The sequence below is a fragment of the Embleya sp. NPDC127516 genome (genome assembly GCF_044765325.1).
In the GTDB taxonomy this organism is placed as follows: domain Bacteria; phylum Actinomycetota; class Actinomycetes; order Streptomycetales; family Streptomycetaceae; genus Embleya.
The window spans coordinates 24,180-43,994 of record NZ_JBIWJT010000035.1; the positions used below are offsets into that span (position 1 = coordinate 24,180).

Annotated in this window: 15 protein-coding genes; 2 read left to right on the top strand and 13 right to left on the bottom strand. The window is 68.8% G+C overall.

What is annotated here, in order from left to right; genetic code table 11:
- Window positions 1-569: 569 nt before the first annotated feature.
- The 7 genes from ACIRL2_RS42315 to ACIRL2_RS42345 form a co-directional block, all read right to left on the bottom strand.
- Window positions 570-1,613, bottom strand: a complete 1,044-nt coding sequence (locus tag ACIRL2_RS42315) for a zinc-binding dehydrogenase (RefSeq protein WP_402239719.1) — start codon at window positions 1,611-1,613, stop codon at window positions 570-572.
- Window positions 1,614-1,713: 100 nt separating this feature from the next.
- Window positions 1,714-2,895, bottom strand: a complete 1,182-nt coding sequence (locus ACIRL2_RS42320; RefSeq protein ID WP_402239721.1) for a histidine decarboxylase — start codon at window positions 2,893-2,895, stop codon at window positions 1,714-1,716.
- Between the two features lie 35 nt (window positions 2,896-2,930).
- Window positions 2,931-4,250 carry an amidohydrolase family protein gene (locus tag ACIRL2_RS42325; RefSeq protein ID WP_402239723.1) on the bottom strand — a complete coding sequence of 440 codons (1,320 nt, stop codon included), beginning with the start codon at window positions 4,248-4,250 and terminating at the stop codon, window positions 2,931-2,933.
- A gap of 1,208 nt (window positions 4,251-5,458) precedes the next feature.
- Window positions 5,459-7,477 (bottom strand): prenyltransferase/squalene oxidase repeat-containing protein, encoded by a 2,019-nt coding sequence (locus ACIRL2_RS42330; RefSeq protein WP_402239725.1) that lies wholly within the window; start codon window positions 7,475-7,477, stop codon window positions 5,459-5,461.
- Window positions 7,478-7,519: 42 nt separating this feature from the next.
- Window positions 7,520-8,905 carry a cytochrome P450 gene (locus ACIRL2_RS42335; protein WP_402239727.1) on the bottom strand — a complete coding sequence of 462 codons (1,386 nt, stop codon included), beginning with the start codon at window positions 8,903-8,905 and terminating at the stop codon, window positions 7,520-7,522.
- An 825-nt stretch (window positions 8,906-9,730) separates the two neighbouring features.
- On the bottom strand, window positions 9,731-9,910 hold the full coding sequence (locus ACIRL2_RS42340; protein WP_402239730.1) for a hypothetical protein: 180 nt from the start codon (window positions 9,908-9,910) through the stop codon (window positions 9,731-9,733).
- A gap of 370 nt (window positions 9,911-10,280) precedes the next feature.
- Entirely contained in the window at window positions 10,281-11,066 is a 786-nt protein-coding gene (locus ACIRL2_RS42345; protein ID WP_402239733.1) for a transposase, read from the bottom strand.
- 320 nt (window positions 11,067-11,386) lie between these two features.
- Between ACIRL2_RS42345 and ACIRL2_RS42350 the strand changes: the two genes are divergently transcribed.
- The gene (locus ACIRL2_RS42350; RefSeq protein WP_402239735.1) at window positions 11,387-12,298 is read left to right on the top strand and encodes a class I SAM-dependent methyltransferase; all 912 of its coding nucleotides are present in this window, start codon (window positions 11,387-11,389) and stop codon (window positions 12,296-12,298) included.
- 105 nt (window positions 12,299-12,403) lie between these two features.
- The gene (locus ACIRL2_RS42355) at window positions 12,404-13,489 is read left to right on the top strand and encodes a DUF1295 domain-containing protein (protein ID WP_402239737.1); all 1,086 of its coding nucleotides are present in this window, start codon (window positions 12,404-12,406) and stop codon (window positions 13,487-13,489) included.
- A gap of 9 nt (window positions 13,490-13,498) precedes the next feature.
- Here ACIRL2_RS42355 and ACIRL2_RS42360 read toward each other — a convergent pair whose 3' ends face one another.
- The 6 genes from ACIRL2_RS42360 to ACIRL2_RS42385 all read right to left on the bottom strand — a co-directional run bounded on the left by ACIRL2_RS42360 (window position 13,499) and on the right by ACIRL2_RS42385 (window position 19,809).
- Window positions 13,499-13,969, bottom strand: coding sequence for an SDR family oxidoreductase (locus tag ACIRL2_RS42360; protein WP_402239739.1), 471 nt, complete (start codon window positions 13,967-13,969; stop codon window positions 13,499-13,501).
- 10 nt (window positions 13,970-13,979) lie between these two features.
- On the bottom strand, window positions 13,980-15,263 hold the full coding sequence (locus tag ACIRL2_RS42365) for an FAD-dependent monooxygenase (protein WP_402239741.1): 1,284 nt from the start codon (window positions 15,261-15,263) through the stop codon (window positions 13,980-13,982).
- A 1,173-nt stretch (window positions 15,264-16,436) separates the two neighbouring features.
- A complete protein-coding gene (gene gdhA / locus ACIRL2_RS42370; RefSeq protein WP_402239743.1) occupies window positions 16,437-17,783 on the bottom strand; it encodes an NADP-specific glutamate dehydrogenase in 1,347 nt (448 codons plus the stop codon).
- Window positions 17,784-18,018: 235 nt separating this feature from the next.
- Window positions 18,019-18,258 carry a cytochrome C oxidase subunit IV family protein gene (locus tag ACIRL2_RS42375; RefSeq protein ID WP_402239746.1) on the bottom strand — a complete coding sequence of 80 codons (240 nt, stop codon included), beginning with the start codon at window positions 18,256-18,258 and terminating at the stop codon, window positions 18,019-18,021.
- A 69-nt stretch (window positions 18,259-18,327) separates the two neighbouring features.
- Window positions 18,328-19,050 (bottom strand): cytochrome c oxidase subunit 3, encoded by a 723-nt coding sequence (locus tag ACIRL2_RS42380; RefSeq protein ID WP_402239747.1) that lies wholly within the window; start codon window positions 19,048-19,050, stop codon window positions 18,328-18,330.
- Complete coding sequence (locus tag ACIRL2_RS42385) at window positions 19,051-19,809, bottom strand: hypothetical protein (RefSeq protein WP_402239749.1); 759 nt, start codon at window positions 19,807-19,809, stop codon at window positions 19,051-19,053.
- Window positions 19,810-19,815: the final 6 nt, after the last annotated feature.

Sequence of the window (19,815 nt, forward strand, 5' to 3'; positions counted from 1 at the left end):
GGCCGGGTTCCAGGGGGCTCGGGGCGGGCCCGGCCGAGTGCGGCGTGATCACTCGATCCGTACGGGTTCACCGGCAACCGCGACTTCGGCGCGTCCAACGCCCGTCCGGCGGCCGATCGTTCGCGTGCGCCGACAAGCGTGCACGGCCACATCCTTGCGCTATGGCGACCGTTCGAGCGTTTCAAGCATGCCCGCCCGCAGACCGCCTGAGAAGGCGTCGCCGGGTTGCAGCGTCGGATCGACGGCTGTCCGTCGTGCGCGATCGGTGAATGCCCCGCCTGTCTTGGGGCGTTGCCGGCCGGCCGGGTGATCGGCGTGCGGAGGAAGCACGGCGGTGGGGGCGCACGCGGGCCGCCAACGCCATGCCCTCGGTAGGAGAGTGCCACGTGTCGACGTCCGATGCTCCATCATCTGCCGGTGGTTCAGTGGTCATCGAACCGTCCCCCCCGCTCCACTGAGGCCACGATCCCGCTTTCTTCGCCCGTTCGGTCCGCAGATGCCTGCCGCGCACCGTGAGCTTGCCAGAACAGTCTTCGAGCACATCGGTGCCCGGGTTGATCGATCCGGGGTCACGGCTTGACGAGGACCTTGAGACTCGTGCGGTCGGCCATGGCCCGATAGCCGGCAGGGACGCCGTCGAGGTCGGTCATGGTGTCGAAAACCTTTCCCGGCTCGATGACGCCCTCCACGATGTCGGGCATCAGTTCCTCGATGTAGGCCCGGACCGGGGCCACTCCCCCGGCCAGGCGGATGTTGTGGCCGAACAGGCTGCCGAAGCCGATGGGCGCCTGTTCGTACTGCGGGACACCGACGCGGCTGATGACACCGCCGGGCCGGATGACCCCCAGTGCCTGCTCGTAGGCGGGCATGTGGCCGACGGCTTCGATCACCACGTGCGTGCCGTGCCCACCGCTGAGCTCGCGAACCCGGGCTGTGCCTTCCTCGCCGCGGGCGGAGACGACGTCGGTGGCACCGAAGGCCCGGCCGAGGTCGGTACGCGCCCGGTGGCGCCCCATCAGGATGATCCGCTCGGCGCCCAGGCGCCTGGCCGACAGGACCGCCAACAAGCCGACGGCGCCGTCACCGATCACGGTGACGTGGGTACGCTCGTCGACGCCGCCCGCCACGGCGGCGTGGTGGCCGGTGCCCAGGACGTCCGAAAGCGTCAGCAGGGACGGGATCAGGGCCGAGTCCGGCGCGACGGGAAGCTTGACGAGGGTGCCGTCGGCGAGCGGGACGCGGACCGCTTCGGCTTGGCCGCCCTCCTCGAGTTCGTCGTCCCAGAGATTGGCCTGGGGGTGGGCGCACGAGGTGTGCAGACGTTCGCGACAGAACACGCAGGTGTTGTCGGAGATGGCGAACGGAGCGACGACCGTGTCGCCCTTCTTGACGGTGGTCACCTCGGAGCCGGTGGCCTCGACGATGCCGATGAATTCGTGGCCCATGCGGACCGGGCCGTCTTCGGGCTTCATCGAAGCGTAGGGGTGCAGGTCGCTGCCGCAGACGCAGGACGCGGTGATGCGGACCAGTGCGTCGGTGGGCAGTTTGACGACGGAATCGGGGACGTTCTCGATGCGGACGTCACCGGCGCCGTACATGAAAGTCGCGCGCATCAGGACTGCTCCGTTCTCGATGGTGTTTGTATCGGATCGGTGCCGCTCGAGAAGGCGGAACGCGTGCCCCAGCACGCGTTCGCGGCTTCGCGGGTTGGTTTCACCGGGGCGTTGCGTCGGTGGGCGGATCGGTGAGTTCCGCGCACAGGCGGTCGATGTGGTCCTCGGTGACGTGGGGCATCGTCACCAGGTGGGCCCGGCCGTCGACCTGGAACAGGTGCCACCGCTCGCACATCGCCTGCGAGGGGGCGTCGAAGAGCACCGTGTTCGTGCCGGCCGGGTGCGTGGGGCGCCGACCGCATCGCTCCAGGTGTTCGGCGGCGTATTCCGCGATGCGCAGGCATTCGTGGACGCGGTCGACCATGCCCTCGCGGCCGAGCCGGCGCAGCTCGTGCCACAGGAGGACGGGTGAGAGGGCGTCGCGGGAGCCGCCGATGGTGTCGTCGTCGGCGCCCACCGCCGCGCCCTGTTCCCGAATGTTGTCCACGTGCTCGGGGCGGGCCAGGACGATGCCGCACGGGATGGGGCAGCCGACCATCTTGTGGCCGCTGATGGCGATGCTGTCGGCGCCGTCGGCGAAGCCCCACGGTCGTGGGGACGGTCCCAGCGCGGCCAAAGGGCCGCCGAACGCCGCGTCCGCGTGCAGGTGGGTGCGTTCGATACCGGTGTCGGCCAACGCCGCGCGGATGGCGGGGAGATCGTCGACCGCTCCCCTTCCCGTGCTGCCGATGGTGGCGACGACGACCGCGCCGCGGTGCCGGTTCGCTCGGCATGCCGATTCCAGGGCACGCGGGTCCATCGCCCCGTGTCGATCGGTGGGTATCGACACGAGTTCCATCCGAAGCAGCCGGGCGATCTTGGGGACGGAGTAGTGCACGTCGCGCGACGCGTACAGGACGGCGTCGGGATGGCGTTCGCGGCCGACGAACACGCCGAACAGGTTGCTTTCGGTGCCGCCGTTGGTCACGTAACCGAACGCGGCGCCCGACGGGGCGCCGGCCAGGGTGGCAAAGAAGTCGACGACGGCGCGCTCGAAGTGCTTGGTGTGCAGACGGTATTCGCTGGTTCCGCAGGGGCTTCCGGCGTTGTTGCCGTGCACCGCCAGGAAGGGCGCGAGGTGCCGGTAGTCGATGTCCAAGTTGACGGGAGCGCCGATGGAGTGGGCGCGCTCGTCGCGCATCCAGGAGGCGATGTCGTCCAGGAGGGCGCGATCGGCCGCGAGGCCCTCGGCTGTGCGGGGCTCGTGCGCGATGGCCAGATCCGCTTCCAGGGGGACGCGCATGCGATCTCCTCTCGGGTGGTCGGAAGGCGGTGATGTCACGGGGCACTTCGCAGCGGGCGGGGTTCGAACGGGCCTGGGTCCGTGCGAATCGCGTAGTGGGCCTGCACGTCGCCTCGCATCGGCTCCATCGAGTGCTCGTGGCGGGGCGGGTCGGTGGGGTCGACGTGCACACGACCGTCCTGGAGAACGAAGTCCACCCGGCCCATGGCGTCGATGTCGCGCAACGGGTCTCCCGGCACGGCGATCAGGTCCGCGACGCCTCCCGCGGCGATGCGACCGAGCCCTGGCCTTCGCAGGAGTTCGGCGGCCGAGGCGGTGGCCGAGCGCAATGCCTGGAGGGGAGTCAGGCCCGCCGTCGTCATCGCGGGGAACTCGCGCCAGTTGTCGCGGTGTGGGAGCACCCCGGCATCGGTGCCGTAGGCGATGGTCGCCGTGCAGGCGGCCACCCGCCGGCCGTGCCCCCGCAGGGTCGGTGCGTGGCGTGCCAGTTTTGCGCGCTCGTTGGCGTCCCGGTCGGTCCAGAACGCGTCGTCGTCGAGGTGGGCCAGGAAGTGCGACACGGCGTGGAGGGTGGGGACGAGGTAGACGCCGTGCGGGCGGAGCGTGTTGAGGGTTGCCGGTGTGGCCAGGCAGGCGTGTTCGACGGAGCGAACGCCCGCCCGGACGGCGCGGCGGATGCCCTCGTCGGAGAAGGCGTGGACAGCGCACGGCAGGTCGAGGTCGCGCGCGGTGCCCACCAGGGTGTTCATCTCGAGCTGTGAATAGGTCACGCGCAGCGGCGAGTCGTCGGGGTGGGTGACGCCGCCGGTGGCGGCGAACTTGATCCAGTCGGCACCCGCGCGGGCGTCGGCGCGAACCCGACGCTCGATCTCTTGCGCCCCGTCGGCGACCGGCCCCACCTCCCGAACCCCGTGCGGAACCGCCGCGGCCGACTTGTCCCCGTGTCCGCCGCGCGCCGAGATCAGGTGGGGTGCGACGAGCAGGCGGGGGCCGGGCACAATTCGCCGGGCCACCGCGTCGCGCAGGTGGACGACCAGGGGGTCCTCGAGGGTTCCGCCCATGTCCCTGACCGTGGTGAAGCCGTTGCGCAGCAGGCTGTCCAGGTGCGGTATCGCGGCGAGGGTCTGGGCACTGACGGGATCGGAGATCGACGTGGGGAAAGCCTCGGTGAGATGCACGTGGCAGTCGATCAATCCCGGCAACAGCGTCCGGTCCCCCAGGTCGATCCTGCGCGCTTCGGCCGGCACCGCCGCTCCCGGCCCGACGTGGCGGATACGACCGTCCCGGATCAACACTCGGGCGTTGTCGCGGGTGTTGTCCTCGGCGGGATCCCACCAGCGTGCCGCGCTGATCAACAGTGGGCGCTCCTCACGGTCGCGGGCTCGATCGCCACGGGCCGGGTCCTCGCGACCCGTGCGCGGCGTCACCATCGGGCGTCCGTGTCGGCTCCGCCGCATAAACCTCGGCCGGCCTCCCGTCCCGCGCCGATACCGGCCTCGAGCCCACCGGACGGGGGGAGTTGGACCAACTCACCCGACTCCCCATGGAGTTGGACCAACTCACCCGACTCCCCGTGGAGTTCGACCGGGCGTTCACGTCCGACCCTGTGATCGGCGGCGGGAAGCCCGCTCTTCGCGTGCGGGGTCGTGCGACGACCCCCGGGCACCATGGGGTTGGCCTGGGACAGGGCGGAGAACTCGTGCGGACGGCGAGAAGGCACTCACATCACCCGGTCTTCCAGGCACCAGCCGGCGACGCAATGGACCAGTAGCGGTAGGAGATCCGTTCAGCGGGTGGCACCATCGCATTCGACTGTATTCGCGGCGATTCCGATAACACAAGGTGATTCGAAGATCACTCTCCCGACACCGCGGTCGGCCCACCCCACGCCGGACTACGTCATGGGCCGGGCCGGTTACCCGTCGAGATCGACTACGCGGGCTTTGTACCGACACCCGACCGACAAGCCGAATCCCCGGAGATGTTCGAATGCCCCATCGCGGACACTCGAGAGTTCCGGGCCGGCGACGCGATCGCGGCCATTCGCTGGTGGAACCTCGAGTCCCCGACCCACTACGGCGCCGACCTCCCCGACCGTCCAATACCGCGGCGGAGGTCGCCCCGGCTAAATCGTCGGAACGCTTCCGGATGCCTCGTGACCGGCGGCGACGGGTTGCCCCTCGGCACGCGGTGACAACTGCGCCCTCGCGCCCTCAACGCCGCCGTGTCGGACGCACCACGCAAGATCCGGGCATGGTCGAACTCGACGACGGCGGACGGGAGCGAACCCCGTTCGGGCGTTCGCCGGGTCTGAACTCGTAGCCGCCCCAGTCGGAGCCGAGATCCTCGCCCGCGACAACCGGAGGAACTCCATCTCGTCCGGAATCCCCCGACCGGCCAACGCCTTTCCCGTGGCGGCCATGTCCCCCTCGGCCGTGGCCAGTTCCTCCGCGACCAGGTCCATGATTGCCCCGAGCAACGGGTCCTCCTCGGTGTCGGTGTCCCCCCACGACCCGGCGCGCCGTCTTCGTCGCGGCCGTGTCAGGGGGCGGTGGACGGAGTGTCAGGTGCCTTGGCGGGGGGTGGGGCCGCAGCCGGCGGGTTGAATGGCCAGCCAGCGGCCCAGGGCCCAAAGCGGGAAGTATTCGCGGTAGAGGCGGTAGTCGAGCATGGCCGTGCCGAAGAAAACTCCGGTGACCGTGCTCTGCTGCCAGCTCCCGTCGGGGAGTTGGCGGGCGCACAGCCAGTCGATTCCGGCGAGGGCCGCGCGGCTTCGGCCTCCTGTGAGTTCGAGCAGGGTGAGCAGGGCCCAGGCGGTGCTGACCGGTTGACTCGTGGCGCCGGCGACGTAGCGGTTCTCGGAGCAGCCGGTGGGGTCCTCGGACCAGCCGCCGTCCGGTAGTTGGATGCTTTCCAGCCACCAGGCCGCCTTGATGAAGCAAGGGTGGGTGCGGGGTACTCCGGCGGCCAGTAGTCCGCGTACGGCGAAGAGGGTTCCGTAGATCCGGTTGACTCCCCAGGCCGCGGGCCAGGAACCGTCGGCGTGTTGCCGGGCCAGGAGGTACGCGCGCGCTCGGTCCAGGGCCGTCTCGCATGCCTGCCGTTGTGCGGTGTCGCCGTGATCGCGCAGCCGGGCGAGGGCGACGGCCGCCGACCCGGTGCACTCCGTGTAGGAGTCGTCGATCGTGCAGTTGGTGAAAATCTCTGCGGGGTTGAGGCGCTCCAGGAATCGTGGTCCCCGGCGTTTTTCGTAGGTGGCGAAGCCCCCGTCACGGTTCTGGCGGGCGAGCAGGAACGCGGTGGCTCCGGCGATGTCGAAGCGGGGGTCGGCGGGGGCCTGCGAGTTCGCGCAGGACAGCAGGGCACTGGCCGCCTCGGCCGTGCAGTCGCTGACGGGCCAGCGATGACCGCCCTCGGAGAAGCACCAGCCGCCGCGGGCGGGCGAGCGCGCCGTCAGGTGCGGGGTGGGGATCTCGCGGGTGACCTGAGCCCCGCTGAGGAAGCGGCCGCCGCGTCTCACGGCCCGGACGGTTTCCCGGCACGGCGCGCGGTCGGCCGCGAGCGCCTCGATCGCGAACGAGGTGTCCCAACTGTGGGAGCGGGCACCGGCGTAGCGGGTCCCCTCCTGCGGATCGCTCCAACGCCAGTAGTCGAAAGCCCGCAACGAGCGGTCGACTTCGTCGGGGGCGGCGCCCGCGGCGTGCAGGACCAAGATGTCGAGGAGCGAGTTGACGGGGGACAGGCCGATCCGCCCGGTGACCGTGTGCTCGTGCTCTACCCGCTTGCGGCAGTGGAGCAGGGCGCGTCGGCGCAGAGCGGGAGGGGGGTGGTGTTCGTAGGCGGCCAGGGCCCTTTGGGCCAGGCGCAGCGCAAGGGTGCGGGTCACCGCCGTATCGAGGCCGGTGCGACGGCGGTCGCTGCGGCGTAGGGGGCGTTCGAACAGTTCCGTGCGCAGTTCCTCGATCGTCGCTCCGGGCATGCCTTGGTATCGGGTGCCGTACAGGAACGCCATCGCCTGCCCGATGGTGCGGGTATGGCAGTAGAGGCGATCGGGATGGATGGGCAACCAGCGAGGGAGCAGGAAGAGTTCGGGCGGTAGGGGGTGCATGGCCCGGTAGTCGTAGAGGCCGAGCAGTGCGAGCCAGGCCTTGCCCCAGGAGGGAATGGCGGCGACCCCGTGGGGCTGGTCGCGCAGCCACCGGCGTGCGGGACGGCACAGGGGGTGTTCGGGGCCCAGGCCGAGCAGGCGCAGCGCCGTGTAGGCGAGGGCGGTGCAGTACAGCGAAGGGTTGGTGGAGGCGGGGTGCAGGCCCCAGCCGGTCCGGTCGATGCGGCTGACGGTGTAGTGCCGCAGGATCGGTTCGACCTCGCTCTGCGGCAGGGGCCGGCCCAGGAGGTGCCGGGTGATCACGTACTGGGAGAGGAGCACGGTGTTCCAGGCCATCTCCCCTTCCCATGCGCCGTCGGGCCGTTGGAGCGAGAGCAGCCGTTCGCGCGCCCGATCGTGGACCGAGCGAGGATCCGTGGTGGACGGTGAAGGGACGGTGGCGGGTGCCGAAGGTGCAAGGGCGGACGGGTCCATGGTGCTCTTCCTCGCCTGCCGTGTGGGGATGCCGCGGGTGCGCTAGCCGCGCTGTCGCGTGCGGTAGCGCAGGACGCAGGGGGCGGATGGTTCCGAGATGAGGGCGGTGGAGTACGAAGGTCGGTGCGGGGCGCCCAGGAGTCGCAGGTCGAAGCGGCGCAGCAGGACGCTCCAAATCGCTTTGATTTCCTGGTCCGCGAAGGCACGGCCGATGCAGCGGTGCTTCCCGCCGCCGAAGCCGATCAGGTTGTACGGGCGCAGGTGCTCTTGTCTTCCATCGGCGTAGCGGGCCGGATCGCACCGTTCCGGATCTGCGAATGCGGATACCATCCGGTGGGCGACCGTGGGTGAGATCATCACGAGCGTGCCGACGGGAACGTGGTGCCCTTCGAGGACGAAGGGTTTGCGTGCCTTGCGCATCAGCACCATGGTTGGTGGGTAGAGCCTCTCGGCTTCGCGGATGCATCGGCCCATCAGTTCCATACCGTGGAGCCGCTCGGCCGTCAGGGGGCTTCCCGCGGGCACGATCCGGTGCTGCTCGTCGAGGAGTTGGGGCAGCATGTCCGCTTGTTCCAGGAGGACCACGCCGGCCCACGAGGCGAGCCCTGTGCTGTTGTGTACTCCGGCGAAGGTTGTCGCGATCGTCATCCCGATCACGGTCTCGTCGGACACGGGCTGCCCGAGCGTTGTCCGCGACTCCAACAGCGCTTGGAGCATGTCCTGGTGTGCGACGTTCGGGCCGTTCCTGCGGGTGTCGATGACGTGCTGCAGTTCCTGTGCGATGCGCCGGCGTGCTCGGTCTCTGCGGCGGAACGCGGGGAGGGGCAGTCCCGGGTTCAGAAGCCCGGCCAGTCGTAGGCCCTTGGCCATGTCCCGGTAGAGTCCGACGGTGTCGGAGCCCATGTTGCGGCGCATCTCCGGGCCGAGCAGGCAGCGACTGCTCACCGCGGCGACCAGTTCGGCCATCGCCGGGACGAGGTCGATCTCTCCCTCGTCCCCCCAGGCCTGGACGCACGTCTCGATCTCCGCTTCCATGATGGTGGGATAGCGCTGGAGATGGGTGCTTGTGAGGTGTCGGGCCAGGAGGCTCATCTGCCGGTCCATCTCCTCCGGCTCGGCGTCGAAGCCGATGCCCGGTCCGAAGATGGGCTTCATGAACGGGTAGGCGTCGCCGGCATTCAGGACGCTGTCCTCGGCCTTGAATACGCTCTCGTGGGCGCGCGGGCCGCAGGCGAACACCACCTGCTGTCCCATCATCCTGAATCGGAACAAGTCCCCCGCGTGCCTTCGGCCTTCGCTGAGGAATGCCACCGGATCCTTGCCGAAAGCCACAGAATGCCCAATCCAGGGGGCGCCCCCGGGCAGCGCGGGGATGGCTGACCACGGCTCGAGACGTGGTGGGGAAGCGGAGTGGATCATGGTGGACATCTTGGTTCACATCACGCGGATGGGCATTTCGAAACGGGCGGGAGAATCTGTACGACGGGTGACGGCGGCCCATCCACACGCCCCAGGCGACCAACTCCCGGGTTCTGCGGCCGATGTCGGGGAAGCCATTGTCGGCGAGGACATGTGTGGCGGTACGCGCGACGGTACCGGCGAGCGGCCATTTGCGGGTGCCGAGCATGGCCGGTTGGTGCATCGCCTGATGAGTGCGCGGACTCGGCGAACGTCCTGCTCACCAGCCCGCCGAGGTTCTTCTCTCCCCCGCCGACGACCGCGGCCTCCTCCCACAGAGTGTTCACGGCCATGCTCGGCACTCCCTCACGTCATTGCCGGTGATCGGCCCGATCGCGCTCTACAACCGGGACCGGGCAGATATTCCGGGCACCCGGCAACGAGATTTGCGGGCCACCGCACGAACACCGCCGGTACCCCCGAACAGCAACCCGGCAAACGCCACGAACCATGGCACAGCGACCGCCGAACGGCGAGAACGGCCGCACGGAGCACCAGCGAAACGAGACCCCGGCGCATGCCCACGCTCGCGGACGGCACGGCCTGCGGAGCGCCTTGCTCGATGTCGTCGACTGCGTGATCCGTCCAGCCGTCGTCGATGCCGCACTCGACCACCACGAACGCACGGACATGGTCAGGCTGCTGTGGCACGCCCATCGTGATCGTCACATCGGAGGTGCTGCCGGCGCGCCCGTCACCCGGTTCTGGAGCCGCCCGGACGACTGCTCGTCGTCCCGGGTGACCGGTCGTGCTCTGCTCGTACAAGCCTCTCGCGCAAGTCGCGGTCCACGCGTCCTAAGCGGTTCGGAGCGCGTCGACGAGGCGACGCGAGCCGTCCTGGGTGGCGATCGTGCTTCCGTCGGGCGAAGCGGAGATCGTCGCCCACGAGTCGGTGCCGTGGTGGACGCCGGCGTTGAGGCCATCCGTGTCCACCACGGAGTCGAACGGCGGGTCGAGCAGTACCAGGCGTAGCACCCAGAGCGGGTGAGCGTTCTCGCGCGGGAGACACAGGTCGTGGGACAGCGGCCGTCGGCAGGGTGTGCTCGTGTCGGTGACTCGGAAAGAGCACGCCGGGCCTGTGCGGGGCGCCGTGCCGCCTGGCACCGGCTGACCGCGTCGGCCGGTGGACGTCCGCGGGGGCTGCAAACTCTGCTCGATGTGCCGCTTTTGCGAGGATGACGCGCCGATGGTGGACTTGTACCTGCGTCCGAAACGCTTGTGTGGGCTGCGCATCGAGCAGGCGGTTTCCCGTCGGGAAGTGCGCACCATGACTTTGCGTCGTGTGCGTCTGGAAGGGATTCCCAATCATGAAGTCCAGTCGGGGCGGCAACGCCTCGTGACCGGCTCACGTCGCTGCGGCAACGGGGACGGGCATGCTCGCCGCGAAGGTGCGGCCATCGCGGATCAGGGACCGGAGCACCTTGAGGCGGCGCCTGGCCGGCGCCGCGACGGCATGCTTGTGCTTTTTCCCCTCGGATCGTTTGCGCCGGTAGAACGCCCTGGAGACGGGGCAGCAGGTGTCGGCGACGCGGGCCGAGAGGTGAAACATCCGCAGGGCTTCGGGTTCCGCGATCGCGTCGTCGAGGGCCGTGACCTCCCGTGCGAGGGTGCGGGCCGTCTTCGCTGCGGTCCTTTCGCCGGGGACGACGGTGTTCCGAACCTCGGCGGCCGTGACGGCGAGGTCGGCGACCCCTGCGGGCGTACGGACCTTGCGGTTCTTCGGCCAAGTGGTCGGCCGCGTGCGGCCGATGCGGCACACGGCGGTCGGGGTCCGATGGCCGGTCGGCAGCGACAGAGCGGCCTCGGAGCTGCTGTGGTCGAAGGCCCGCTCCGCGGCGGGGAAGAACTCCGGGAGTCGGGCGCGCAGCCGGTTGACGGCCCGGGTGCGGTTCTTTGCCAGGCCCATCCGGCAGGCCCTCGGGATCTCGAGGTCGACGGCAATCTCGTCCCGGTCCGGGCGCGCTTGCAGGTCACGACGCATGCGGGCCTGGTCGGCGAAGGCGTCCTCGGCATCGGTCCTGCCGCTATCTCGACAGGCGCCGGAGGCGTGGTGGACGGTCCGGCCCGGGGTGTAGAGCGGGCGCTGCCCGTGGCCGAGCAGTTGCAGCAGATCGGTCTCGTCGTTCGGCACCCTGCGGGGAGAACACCACGGTGCCGTTCGCGTCGATCGGTGTGCGGAGGTGTTCCATCCTGCCCGCGTCCGCGCCGGCCCACGGTTCGGGCACCGGCTCCTCCTTCGTCGCGCGTGCGCCTGGCCCCAGCAGACGACTTCGCTGTCACGTCCATACAAGCGATTCGGTTCGCGCGTCCCCATCAGCAGCCGAGTCGTCGCGGGACTCCGGGCGGCCAACCCCTTTGCGCCACGACAGCTGCAACCTCATGACATCCACCCCCGGAGTCCCTGGGTGTCCCGATCCTACGAATGACCAGGAACCAACCCACAAGGAAGGTATGGAAGTCATGACGGCTACCGCGGAAGAAGAAGTGATTCGGTTCGAACGCAGCGTCGCCACTCCGGACCTTCGGATGTCGGGGTATGCCTCGATGGTGCCGGAGTACTACCGGCTGGTGGGTGATATCTATCGGGAGATGTGGGGACCGTCGGGCCACTTCTCGTTCTATCGGCCCGGTCAGGATCGGGAGGCGGCCACCGAGGCGACCGAGCGGTTCGTTGCCGACCAGGCCGGGATCACGTCGGGGATGCGGGTGCTCGACGTCTGCTCCGGCGGTGGCGGGCCCGCATTGACGATTGCCGCGTACACCGGGGCGCACGTCACCGGCGTGGACCTGGTGCCCGGTCGGGTGCGCGACGCGCGGGAGGCGGCGGGCAGCCGAGGGCTCACGGAGCTGGTCTCGTTCGTCGTCGGGGATGTGATGACGCTCCCCTTCCCGGACCACTCCTTCGATGCTGCTTTCAGCTTCGATGCCCTGACCCATGTGCCGGATCCTTTGCGTGTGCATCGAGAGGTGGCCCGGGTTCTGAAACCGGGCGCCGCGTGGACCGGAACCGACTGGTTCCAGAGCGAGCGTCCGAGTGAGCAGGCGGTCCTCGACATCATCGAGCCGATCTGTCAAACCCATGGCTTGAGCAGAATGTGCCGTCTCACCGAGTACGAGCACAACCTGCCCGCGGCCGGGTTCACCGATGTCCGGGTGTGCGACGGTCGACAGCTCGGCGACTGGGAACCGAACTGGGCCTTGCTGGAGGAACTGGTCGCGGCCGCGCCGCTGGAGTCTCTGCCGCCGGTGCACCGCATGATGGCGCGAGGTGCGCGGGCCTTGTGCGAGGGGGCTCGCAGCGGTGACTTCCTCGTCGGGCACTGGCGGGCTCGGATGCCCAAGCACGGGTCTGCGGCACGGTGACGGGCCGAACCCGCCGGCGGAGCGGGCGTCCGCGGGCATGGATGGAGCACGCCGGCACGGGAAACCGGACAGCCCTTCGCGTGGACGGGGCGGGGGAGGGACGCGGTGGAGCAGGTGCGTGAGACTGTGATCGCGACCGCGGTGGTCGTCTTGTTCACCACCGTGCTGTTCGCCGGTTCCCGGTGGCTGCCGGGTCGTCTGGTCGAGGGGGCACTGTTGACCGATGGGCGGCGCGAGACCTACCGGCTCAACGGCATGCCGCTGTTCGCTCTCGTCGTGGCAGCGCTCTGTCTGACCTGGTTCCTACGGCCTGCGTGGTCGGCGTATCCGAGTACGCATTTCTCCACGCTCTTCTGGACCGCGAACGTGTTCGCCATCACGGCGAGCATCCTGCTGTACGTCAAGGGAGCAAGCGGCACGGCCGAAGGTGGTCGGCGCCGCGTGCTGACGGCCGTTCGGGAGTGCTTTCTCGGCACGGAGCTCAACCCGAGACTGTGGGGGGTGGAGCTCAAGACGTTCTCGTACCGGCCCTCTCTCATCGCTCTTCTGGTGTTCAACGTGTCCTTCGCGGCCGCTCAGAAGGCTGAGTACGGAAGCCTCAGCGCCCGCATGATCCTCTATCAGTTGCTCTTCTTCCTCTACATCGCCAGCTACTTCCAGTACGAGCGGCTGATCGTGCAGATGTGGGACGTCATCGCCGAGCGGTTCGGCTGGATGCTGGTGTGGGGCGACTATGTCCTGGTCCCGTTCTTCTACTGCCTGCCCGCTGCTACCCTGCGGGACCTTCGGGAGCCGCTGTCGCCCTGGCTCGGAGGGGTGTCGGTAGCTCTGTTCGTGGGTGGCTTCTGGCTCTTTCGCGGTGCCAACGCACAGAAGTTCCGCTTCAAGACCGACCCGGCGGCGCGCATCTGGGGGCGCCCCGCCCAAAGCCTCGACGGCCGGCTACTGGTGTCCGGTTTCTGGGGAATCGGCCGCAAACTCAACTACACGGGTGAGCTCATGGTCTACCTGAGCTGGACGGTGCTGTGTGGGTTCGCCTCCCCTGTCCCGTATGCGGTTCCGCTGTTCCTCGTCGTGCTGCTGGTCCACCGGGCCTGCCGCGACGAGCGTCGCTGCAAGGCCAAGTACGGTGCGCTGTGGGACGAGTACTGCGGGCGGGCGCGCTTCCGCATGCTCCCGTACCTGTTCTGAGGTGCCCGGTTACGTGCTTCTCGGCGACACTCCCGCATGGGGGTCGCCCAGCCACATCAGCCACGCGGCGTGGAGGGTCAACCGTCGTGCGGCGGCCAAGGACGCACAAGCCGCAGGGCGGGTTCGTGGGCACCCATTCCGACGGCGTCGCGCGATGTGTGCCGCGCTGCCCGCGACGTCCGGCATGTGGTAGCCGTCGACCAGGGCGGTCTCGACGGGTCCGGGCGCGATGGCGTTGACCCGAAGCGGTGTCTGGATGAACTCCCGGGCCAGGGAACGGGTCAGCTGGATCAGGGCGCCCTTGGACATGCAGTTCGCGGCGGTGAACGCCTGCCCCTTCAGGGCGGCGCTGGACGCCCCATCGCAACGGGTCCTTGCCGAAGGCCACGGAGCGCCCACGCCAGGGGGCGTCTCCAGTAGTGGGGACTGCGGACCATGGCTCGAGACGTGGCAGGGAAGCGGAGCGGCCACGGTGGACATCGGGGCTGTATCACGAGGATTGGCATTTCGAGTCGGGCGGGGGAAATCTGTACGGCGGGTGGGGGTGGCCCAGCCACAGGCCCCAAGCGATCAGCTCACGGACTCTTCGCCCGACGGTGGTGACGTCCGGGAAGTCGCTGTCGGCGAGGACGTGTGTGGCGATACGCGCCAAGGCGGCGGCCAGCGGCCATTTGCGGGTGTCGAGCATGGCCAGTTGGCGCATCGCCTGGTGAGTGTGCGCGGAGTTGTTCCGCCATTCGGTGAACAGGCTTTGGCGCAGGTCGGCCGAGATGGCGTCGGGAGTGATGAAGAGTCTGCCGAGTGCGGCGCAGACGTGTTCCGGGGTCCAGGAGGTACGGCGGCTCCGGCTGCGGTAGTCGCCCAGGGCGGCGGCAGCGGCCAGATGGCGGGCGTCCAGGAGGGCATGGGAGAGACCGTGCGCGGCCAAGGGGTGGTTGTGGCCGACGGCGTCTCCCACCAATGCGCACCGGCGGCGGCCGTGGAAGTCGCGCGGTCGGTAGGCGTTGGAGGCCCACTGGATCGGCCGCGTGGTGAGGGCACGTCGGGCGGCGGGGCGCAGCGGGCCGGGGATGTGTGGCAGGTATTCCTCGAGTAGATGGCGGACCAGGGACTCCGGGCGAGGACCCGGTGCGGGCATGTCGAAGGTGATCCGGATCCGGTCGGGGGTGAGGCGGAAGAGGAGGATCGGGCCGGGGGCCCCGAGGATGACGTGGCCGTAGTGCTCCGTCGGCAGAGTTGCGAGCGGCAGCGTGATTCCCGCGGTGCGGCTCAACCTGATCGCCGCCGGTTCGTCGGGCCGAAGCGCCCGTCGGACGGCGGAAGCTCGTCCCTCGGCGCCTACGACCAGCGCGGTGCGGTAGCAGCCGTCGGTGCTCTGGGTGAGGCCCTGGTCGGTGGCGGTGAGTACGCGGTGTCCGGTCCGGAAGGTGATGCTCGGATGTTCGGCCACCGCCCGGCGCAGCGCGGCGATCAGCGTCTCGTGCGGCATGCTCAGGGCCTCGGTGCCGGGATGCTCCAGCGTGATCGGTGTCTCCTCGTCGGAGGGGTGGACGATGAAACCGCGATTGCGTGCGCAGGTGGTGTTCTCGAATTCGAGGCCGAGGCTCCGTAGCGCGTCGGCACCTGCCGGATGGATCCATTCGCCGGCGAGGCGGCACTGCCTGGAGGGGCCGGGGTCCATCAGAAGGACCTCGGCGCCGCGTTCGGCAAGGCCCAGTGCCGCTGCGCAACCACCCGGTCCCGCTCCGGCCACCAGTACGTCGGGGCTCTTCACGATGCTCTCCCTTCCCACCCCCGGCGACTGCGGCCCGGAGGGACGGCGCCGGCGGGAGCGGTGCACTGCCCAAGCGACGTTACGGTGGATGGGGTCTGGGGGCCTCGGCAACTACTCCGGTCGGGTCGCGCAGGTCGGGCCCGCGATGGTGGCCGTCGGGCAGAGGTGGATCGTGCTGTTCACGGTTGCGCCCGGCCCGGCAAGGGCTGCGGGTCATGGCTGTGCTCGGCCGGCCGGAACACGCCGTTTCCGGCGGCTTCGCAGGTGGCCTGGCCGTGCCGGCGTTCTCGCGCCAGTCTTCGAACCCGTCGGTGGGCTTGAAGCCGTCGATACGAGGCCGGCGGTCGTAAGGTACCAAGAGGCAGTGGCCGGGGCGGCAGGCGATGGATGATCGGTTCCACGACCAGGTGGTCGAGTAGGCGTTCGCCCGGGCGGGCTCGGGTAGCGAGGTCGTCCGAGCGGACGAGGCCCACGCCGTCCAGAACGGAATCATCGGCTGGCAGGCTCTCGGCGAGTGAGCAACATCCCGCCCCACACCACATTCTGACGTTACGTCATGAAGAGAACGGAACCTCTATGAGTCTTCCCAGCCCGCCCGTCATCCCCGAACTCGACTCCGGCGGCCATTGCCGCATGTACCCGTTCATCCGGTCTTTCGCCCATGGGATCAAGACTTGTGGACCGCTCATGAGTGAGCAAACCGGGGCGGTCAGTGGAATGAACGGTTCAGCCCGGCGTCGGCGTCATCGGCAGCACGCCGTTCCCCGCCCATGACCCGGCTCTCGCACGGCCGGTGGACTGACTGCCGGCCTGCCAGAAACCGGACGGCGACTGAGGCGAGCACTACACCAGCTGCGTCCAACGGCGCTGTCCGAGGCACCCCGACAGCAATTCGGCGATGACCGACTGGGCCGTGCTCCCCTCCTGGCGGCCGTAGGCACCCGGCACAGGGTTGCCTCCGTCGGGTCCGGCAACCGATCCGGCGGCTACCTCGCCGTCCACCGCCCCGCCCGTCTCGCCCGCACCGAGGCCGGCCCCGCGCACCGCATGGCACCGACCCCGCTGGTAGCCGGCGACTTTCTCCCAGTGCACACCGTCTCCCAGTCATCCGGCTGGCAACCCGGTGGTAGGGCCACCGTCCGCCACGCGCCCGGTCGACCTCGCACGAGTTCGTCAAACGACGCCCTGGGCCGACATGGCGTCCGCGACCCGTAGGAAGCCCGCGATGTTGGCGCCGAGTACGTAGTCGTCCGGTGTGCCGCCGTAGTCCTCGGCGGTTTCGCGGCACTGGGAGTGCACGGTGCGCATGATGTCGGCGAGGCGGCTCTCGGTCTGTTCGAACGACCACTGCTCTCGCGCGGCGTTCTGCTGCATCTCCAGCGCCGAGGTGGCGACTCCGCCCGCGTTGGCCGCCTTACCCGGGCCGAACAGCACCCCGGCCTCGTGGAACAGTCGGACCGCCTCGGGAGTGCAGGGCATGTTCGCGCCCTCGGCGACGGCGAGTACGCCGTTCTTCACCAGTGCGACGGCATCCTCACGGTCCAACTCGTTCTGGGTCGCACATGGCAGGGCGATGTCGCAGGGCAGGCCGTACACGGTGCCCCGGGCCGAGAAGCGGGCGGTCGGCTTCGACTGCGCGTAGGCGGCAACGCGGGCGCGCCGCACCTCCTTGACCTCCTTCAGGAGTTCCACGTCGATGCCGTCCTCGTCGACGACGTAACCCGAGGAATCGGAGCAGGCGACGACGCGTCCGCCCAGCGCGTGGGACTTCTCGATGGCGTGGATCGCGACGTTGCCGCAGCCGGAGACCACCACGCGGCGCCCGTCGAAGCCGTGGCCTCGGGTGGCGAGCATCTCCTGCGCGAAGTAGACCGTCCCGTAGCCGGTGGCCTCGGCGCGGGCGGGGGAACCGCACCAGGCCACCGGCTTTCCGGTCAGGACGCCCGCCTCGAAGCGATTGGTGATTCGCTTGTACTGGCCGAAGAGGTATCCGATTTCACGGGCGCCCACACCGATGTCGCCGGCCGGCACGTCGGTTTGCTCGCCCACGTGGCGGTGGAGTTCGGTCATGAAGGACTGGCAGAACCGCATTACCTCGCCGTCGGAGCGACCCCGGGGGGCGAAGTCCGCGCCCCCCTTGCCGCCGCCGATGGCCATGCCGGTCAGCGCGTTCTTGAAGATCTGCTCGAACCCGAGGAACTTCACGATGCCGAGATTGACACTCGGGTGGAACCGCAGGCCTCCCTTGTACGGGCCGAGGGCGCTGCTGAACTCTATCCGGAAGCCGCGGCTGACCCGCACGGCGCCGTCGTCGTCGACCCACGGGACCCGGAAGGTCAATTGCCTCTCTGGTTCGCACAGTCGCTCGACGATTCCGGTGTCCACGTACTCCGGGTGCCGTTCCAGCGCCGGTGCGAGGGAGGAGAGGACCTCGGTAACCGCCTGGTGGAACTCCGCCTCCCCGGGATCGCGTCGGCGGATCTGCGCGTGGACGGCGTCGATGTGCGCGCGGACATTCATGGATGCTTCTCGCCCTGTCTGTTTCGTCGAGCCGTCGGGATGTGGTGGTTCCGCACGACGTGCCGGTCGTCGGCCGTGTCTGGGTGCCGACGACGTTCAGGCGGGGGTGGATCGGCACGTCGGCCGGCGGTGGGGCGGCGCCCGGCGGATCCGGCCGCTTCCGACTCCCCGGGGCCCGGGGAATCGGGCGGTGATCGGCGGGGCAGCCGACACAGGTGGTGGAAGGCTGCCGACGTCACAGTCCGTGGAGGACGACGAGCGTCGCGCAGATCGCCGCGCACCAGCAGGAGAAGAGAACGTGCAGGGTGCGTGGTGCCCAGCGGAGTTCCATGAAGACGTAGCCCACGATCAGGACTTTGCCGAAGGCGAGAACGAGTAGGACGACGGCACTCGCCTCGGCGCCCAGGCCGGCATGGCCGTCGCCGGCCAGTTTCCATGACAGCGTGGTGAGCGCCACCAGTACTGCCCAGGCCACGACGACCACTCGGGAGCTCCGCGTGCGTGCGGTATCGGTATCGGTATCGGTATCGACGGTATTCATCTCTCACCGGACCAGGTAGAAGAGGGTGAACAGGACTATCCAGAGTGCGTCGGTCAAGTGCCAGAACGTGGCCCCGTTTTCGAAGAAGCGAAGCTGTTGTGCATGCGGTGTCTCGTGAATGAGCGCGGCCCGACGCCACATGAGGACGATCACGACCATCGCGATGACTACGTGAAGGAGATGGACGCCTGTGAGGATGTAGTACATCTGGAAGAAGATGCTTGATTCCGGGGTGTGGCCGCGGGCGGCTTCGGTGCCCCATTCGATCCCTTTGTTCACTATGAAGAGCGCTCCGCAGCTTCCCGCGCCCAGCAGGAGGCCGCGTGCCCTCCTTCCTGCCGACTCCCGCACGGCGGGGACTGCCAGGGCGATGAAAAGGGACGCCGTGAGCAGGAGGAAAGTGTTGGCGAGGCCTAGGCCGGTGAGCATCTGGGCACGGCCGTCCGAGAAGGCCTGCCGGTGGTTTCCCCGTTCGTACATCACCAGTCCGAAGTAGGTGCTGAACATCAGGAGGTCCGTGAAGACGAACACCCAGATGCCCAACTCTCCGGGAATCCACGGGGTCGGGTGGTCGGAGTCGGGTTGCCGATGCGGAATGCGGGTCTCCTCGCTGTCCTCCGCGGTGGTGTACTTGCTCTTCTCTGCGTGGCGCATGACTTTTTGCCCTTCCTCGCTTGTGGTCCGCGATCCGACGCCGGCGTCGGTGCCGATGTGGGTTTCGCGCACTCAGGGCACCGTGACCCTTGGGGCGTGGTCCGTACTTGCGGCGATTTCCTGTCGGCACATCTGCTCCTGGCGGGACACAGCCTTGAGGCCGAGATACGTCATCACGTGCACCCACACGGAGAAGGAGCCGAAGATGAGCCACAGTCCGGCGAACCCGGTATACGTCCACTGACCGGTCTTGAAGAAGACGATGGCCAGGTCCGTGATCCAGCTCAGACACAGCGCGAGCGTCATGTAGGCGGCCCAGCGCGGATAGAGCTGATGCTCCGGGGGGTTCCAGAGAACACCCAGCGCCAGCGAGACGAACCAGACGATGAACGGCGGGATGGAGAACAGGAACAGGAACCATCCCGTGTCCCATAGTGCTTGGGTGACCTCGGGAGATGTCTCGCCCGCGCGGTACGCGGCGGCGGCCCAGAAGATGTTGACGAGCATGAGGATGCACACGCCACAACCGAGTGCGATGAGCTGGGTGGCGTAGAGCACGGGGAACCGGCTTTCGGTCTTCCGGGTCCATATCGCCAACGCGGCTGCCCACGGTGCGATCAGCGCCGCACCGAGCATCATGAGAACGCACGCGAGTTGCACCCCGAGGCGGTGCTCGACGATCCAGGCGGTCAGATGTGCCGATGTCCAGTTGGGATTGGGCGGTGGAAAGAAGTCCGCCAGGGGGACGAAACCGATGAGATAGGTGGCGATCATCACCGGACCCATCCAGAGGCAGAGTCGATGCGCTTTGGGCATGAATCGTTGTTCCATGTCGGG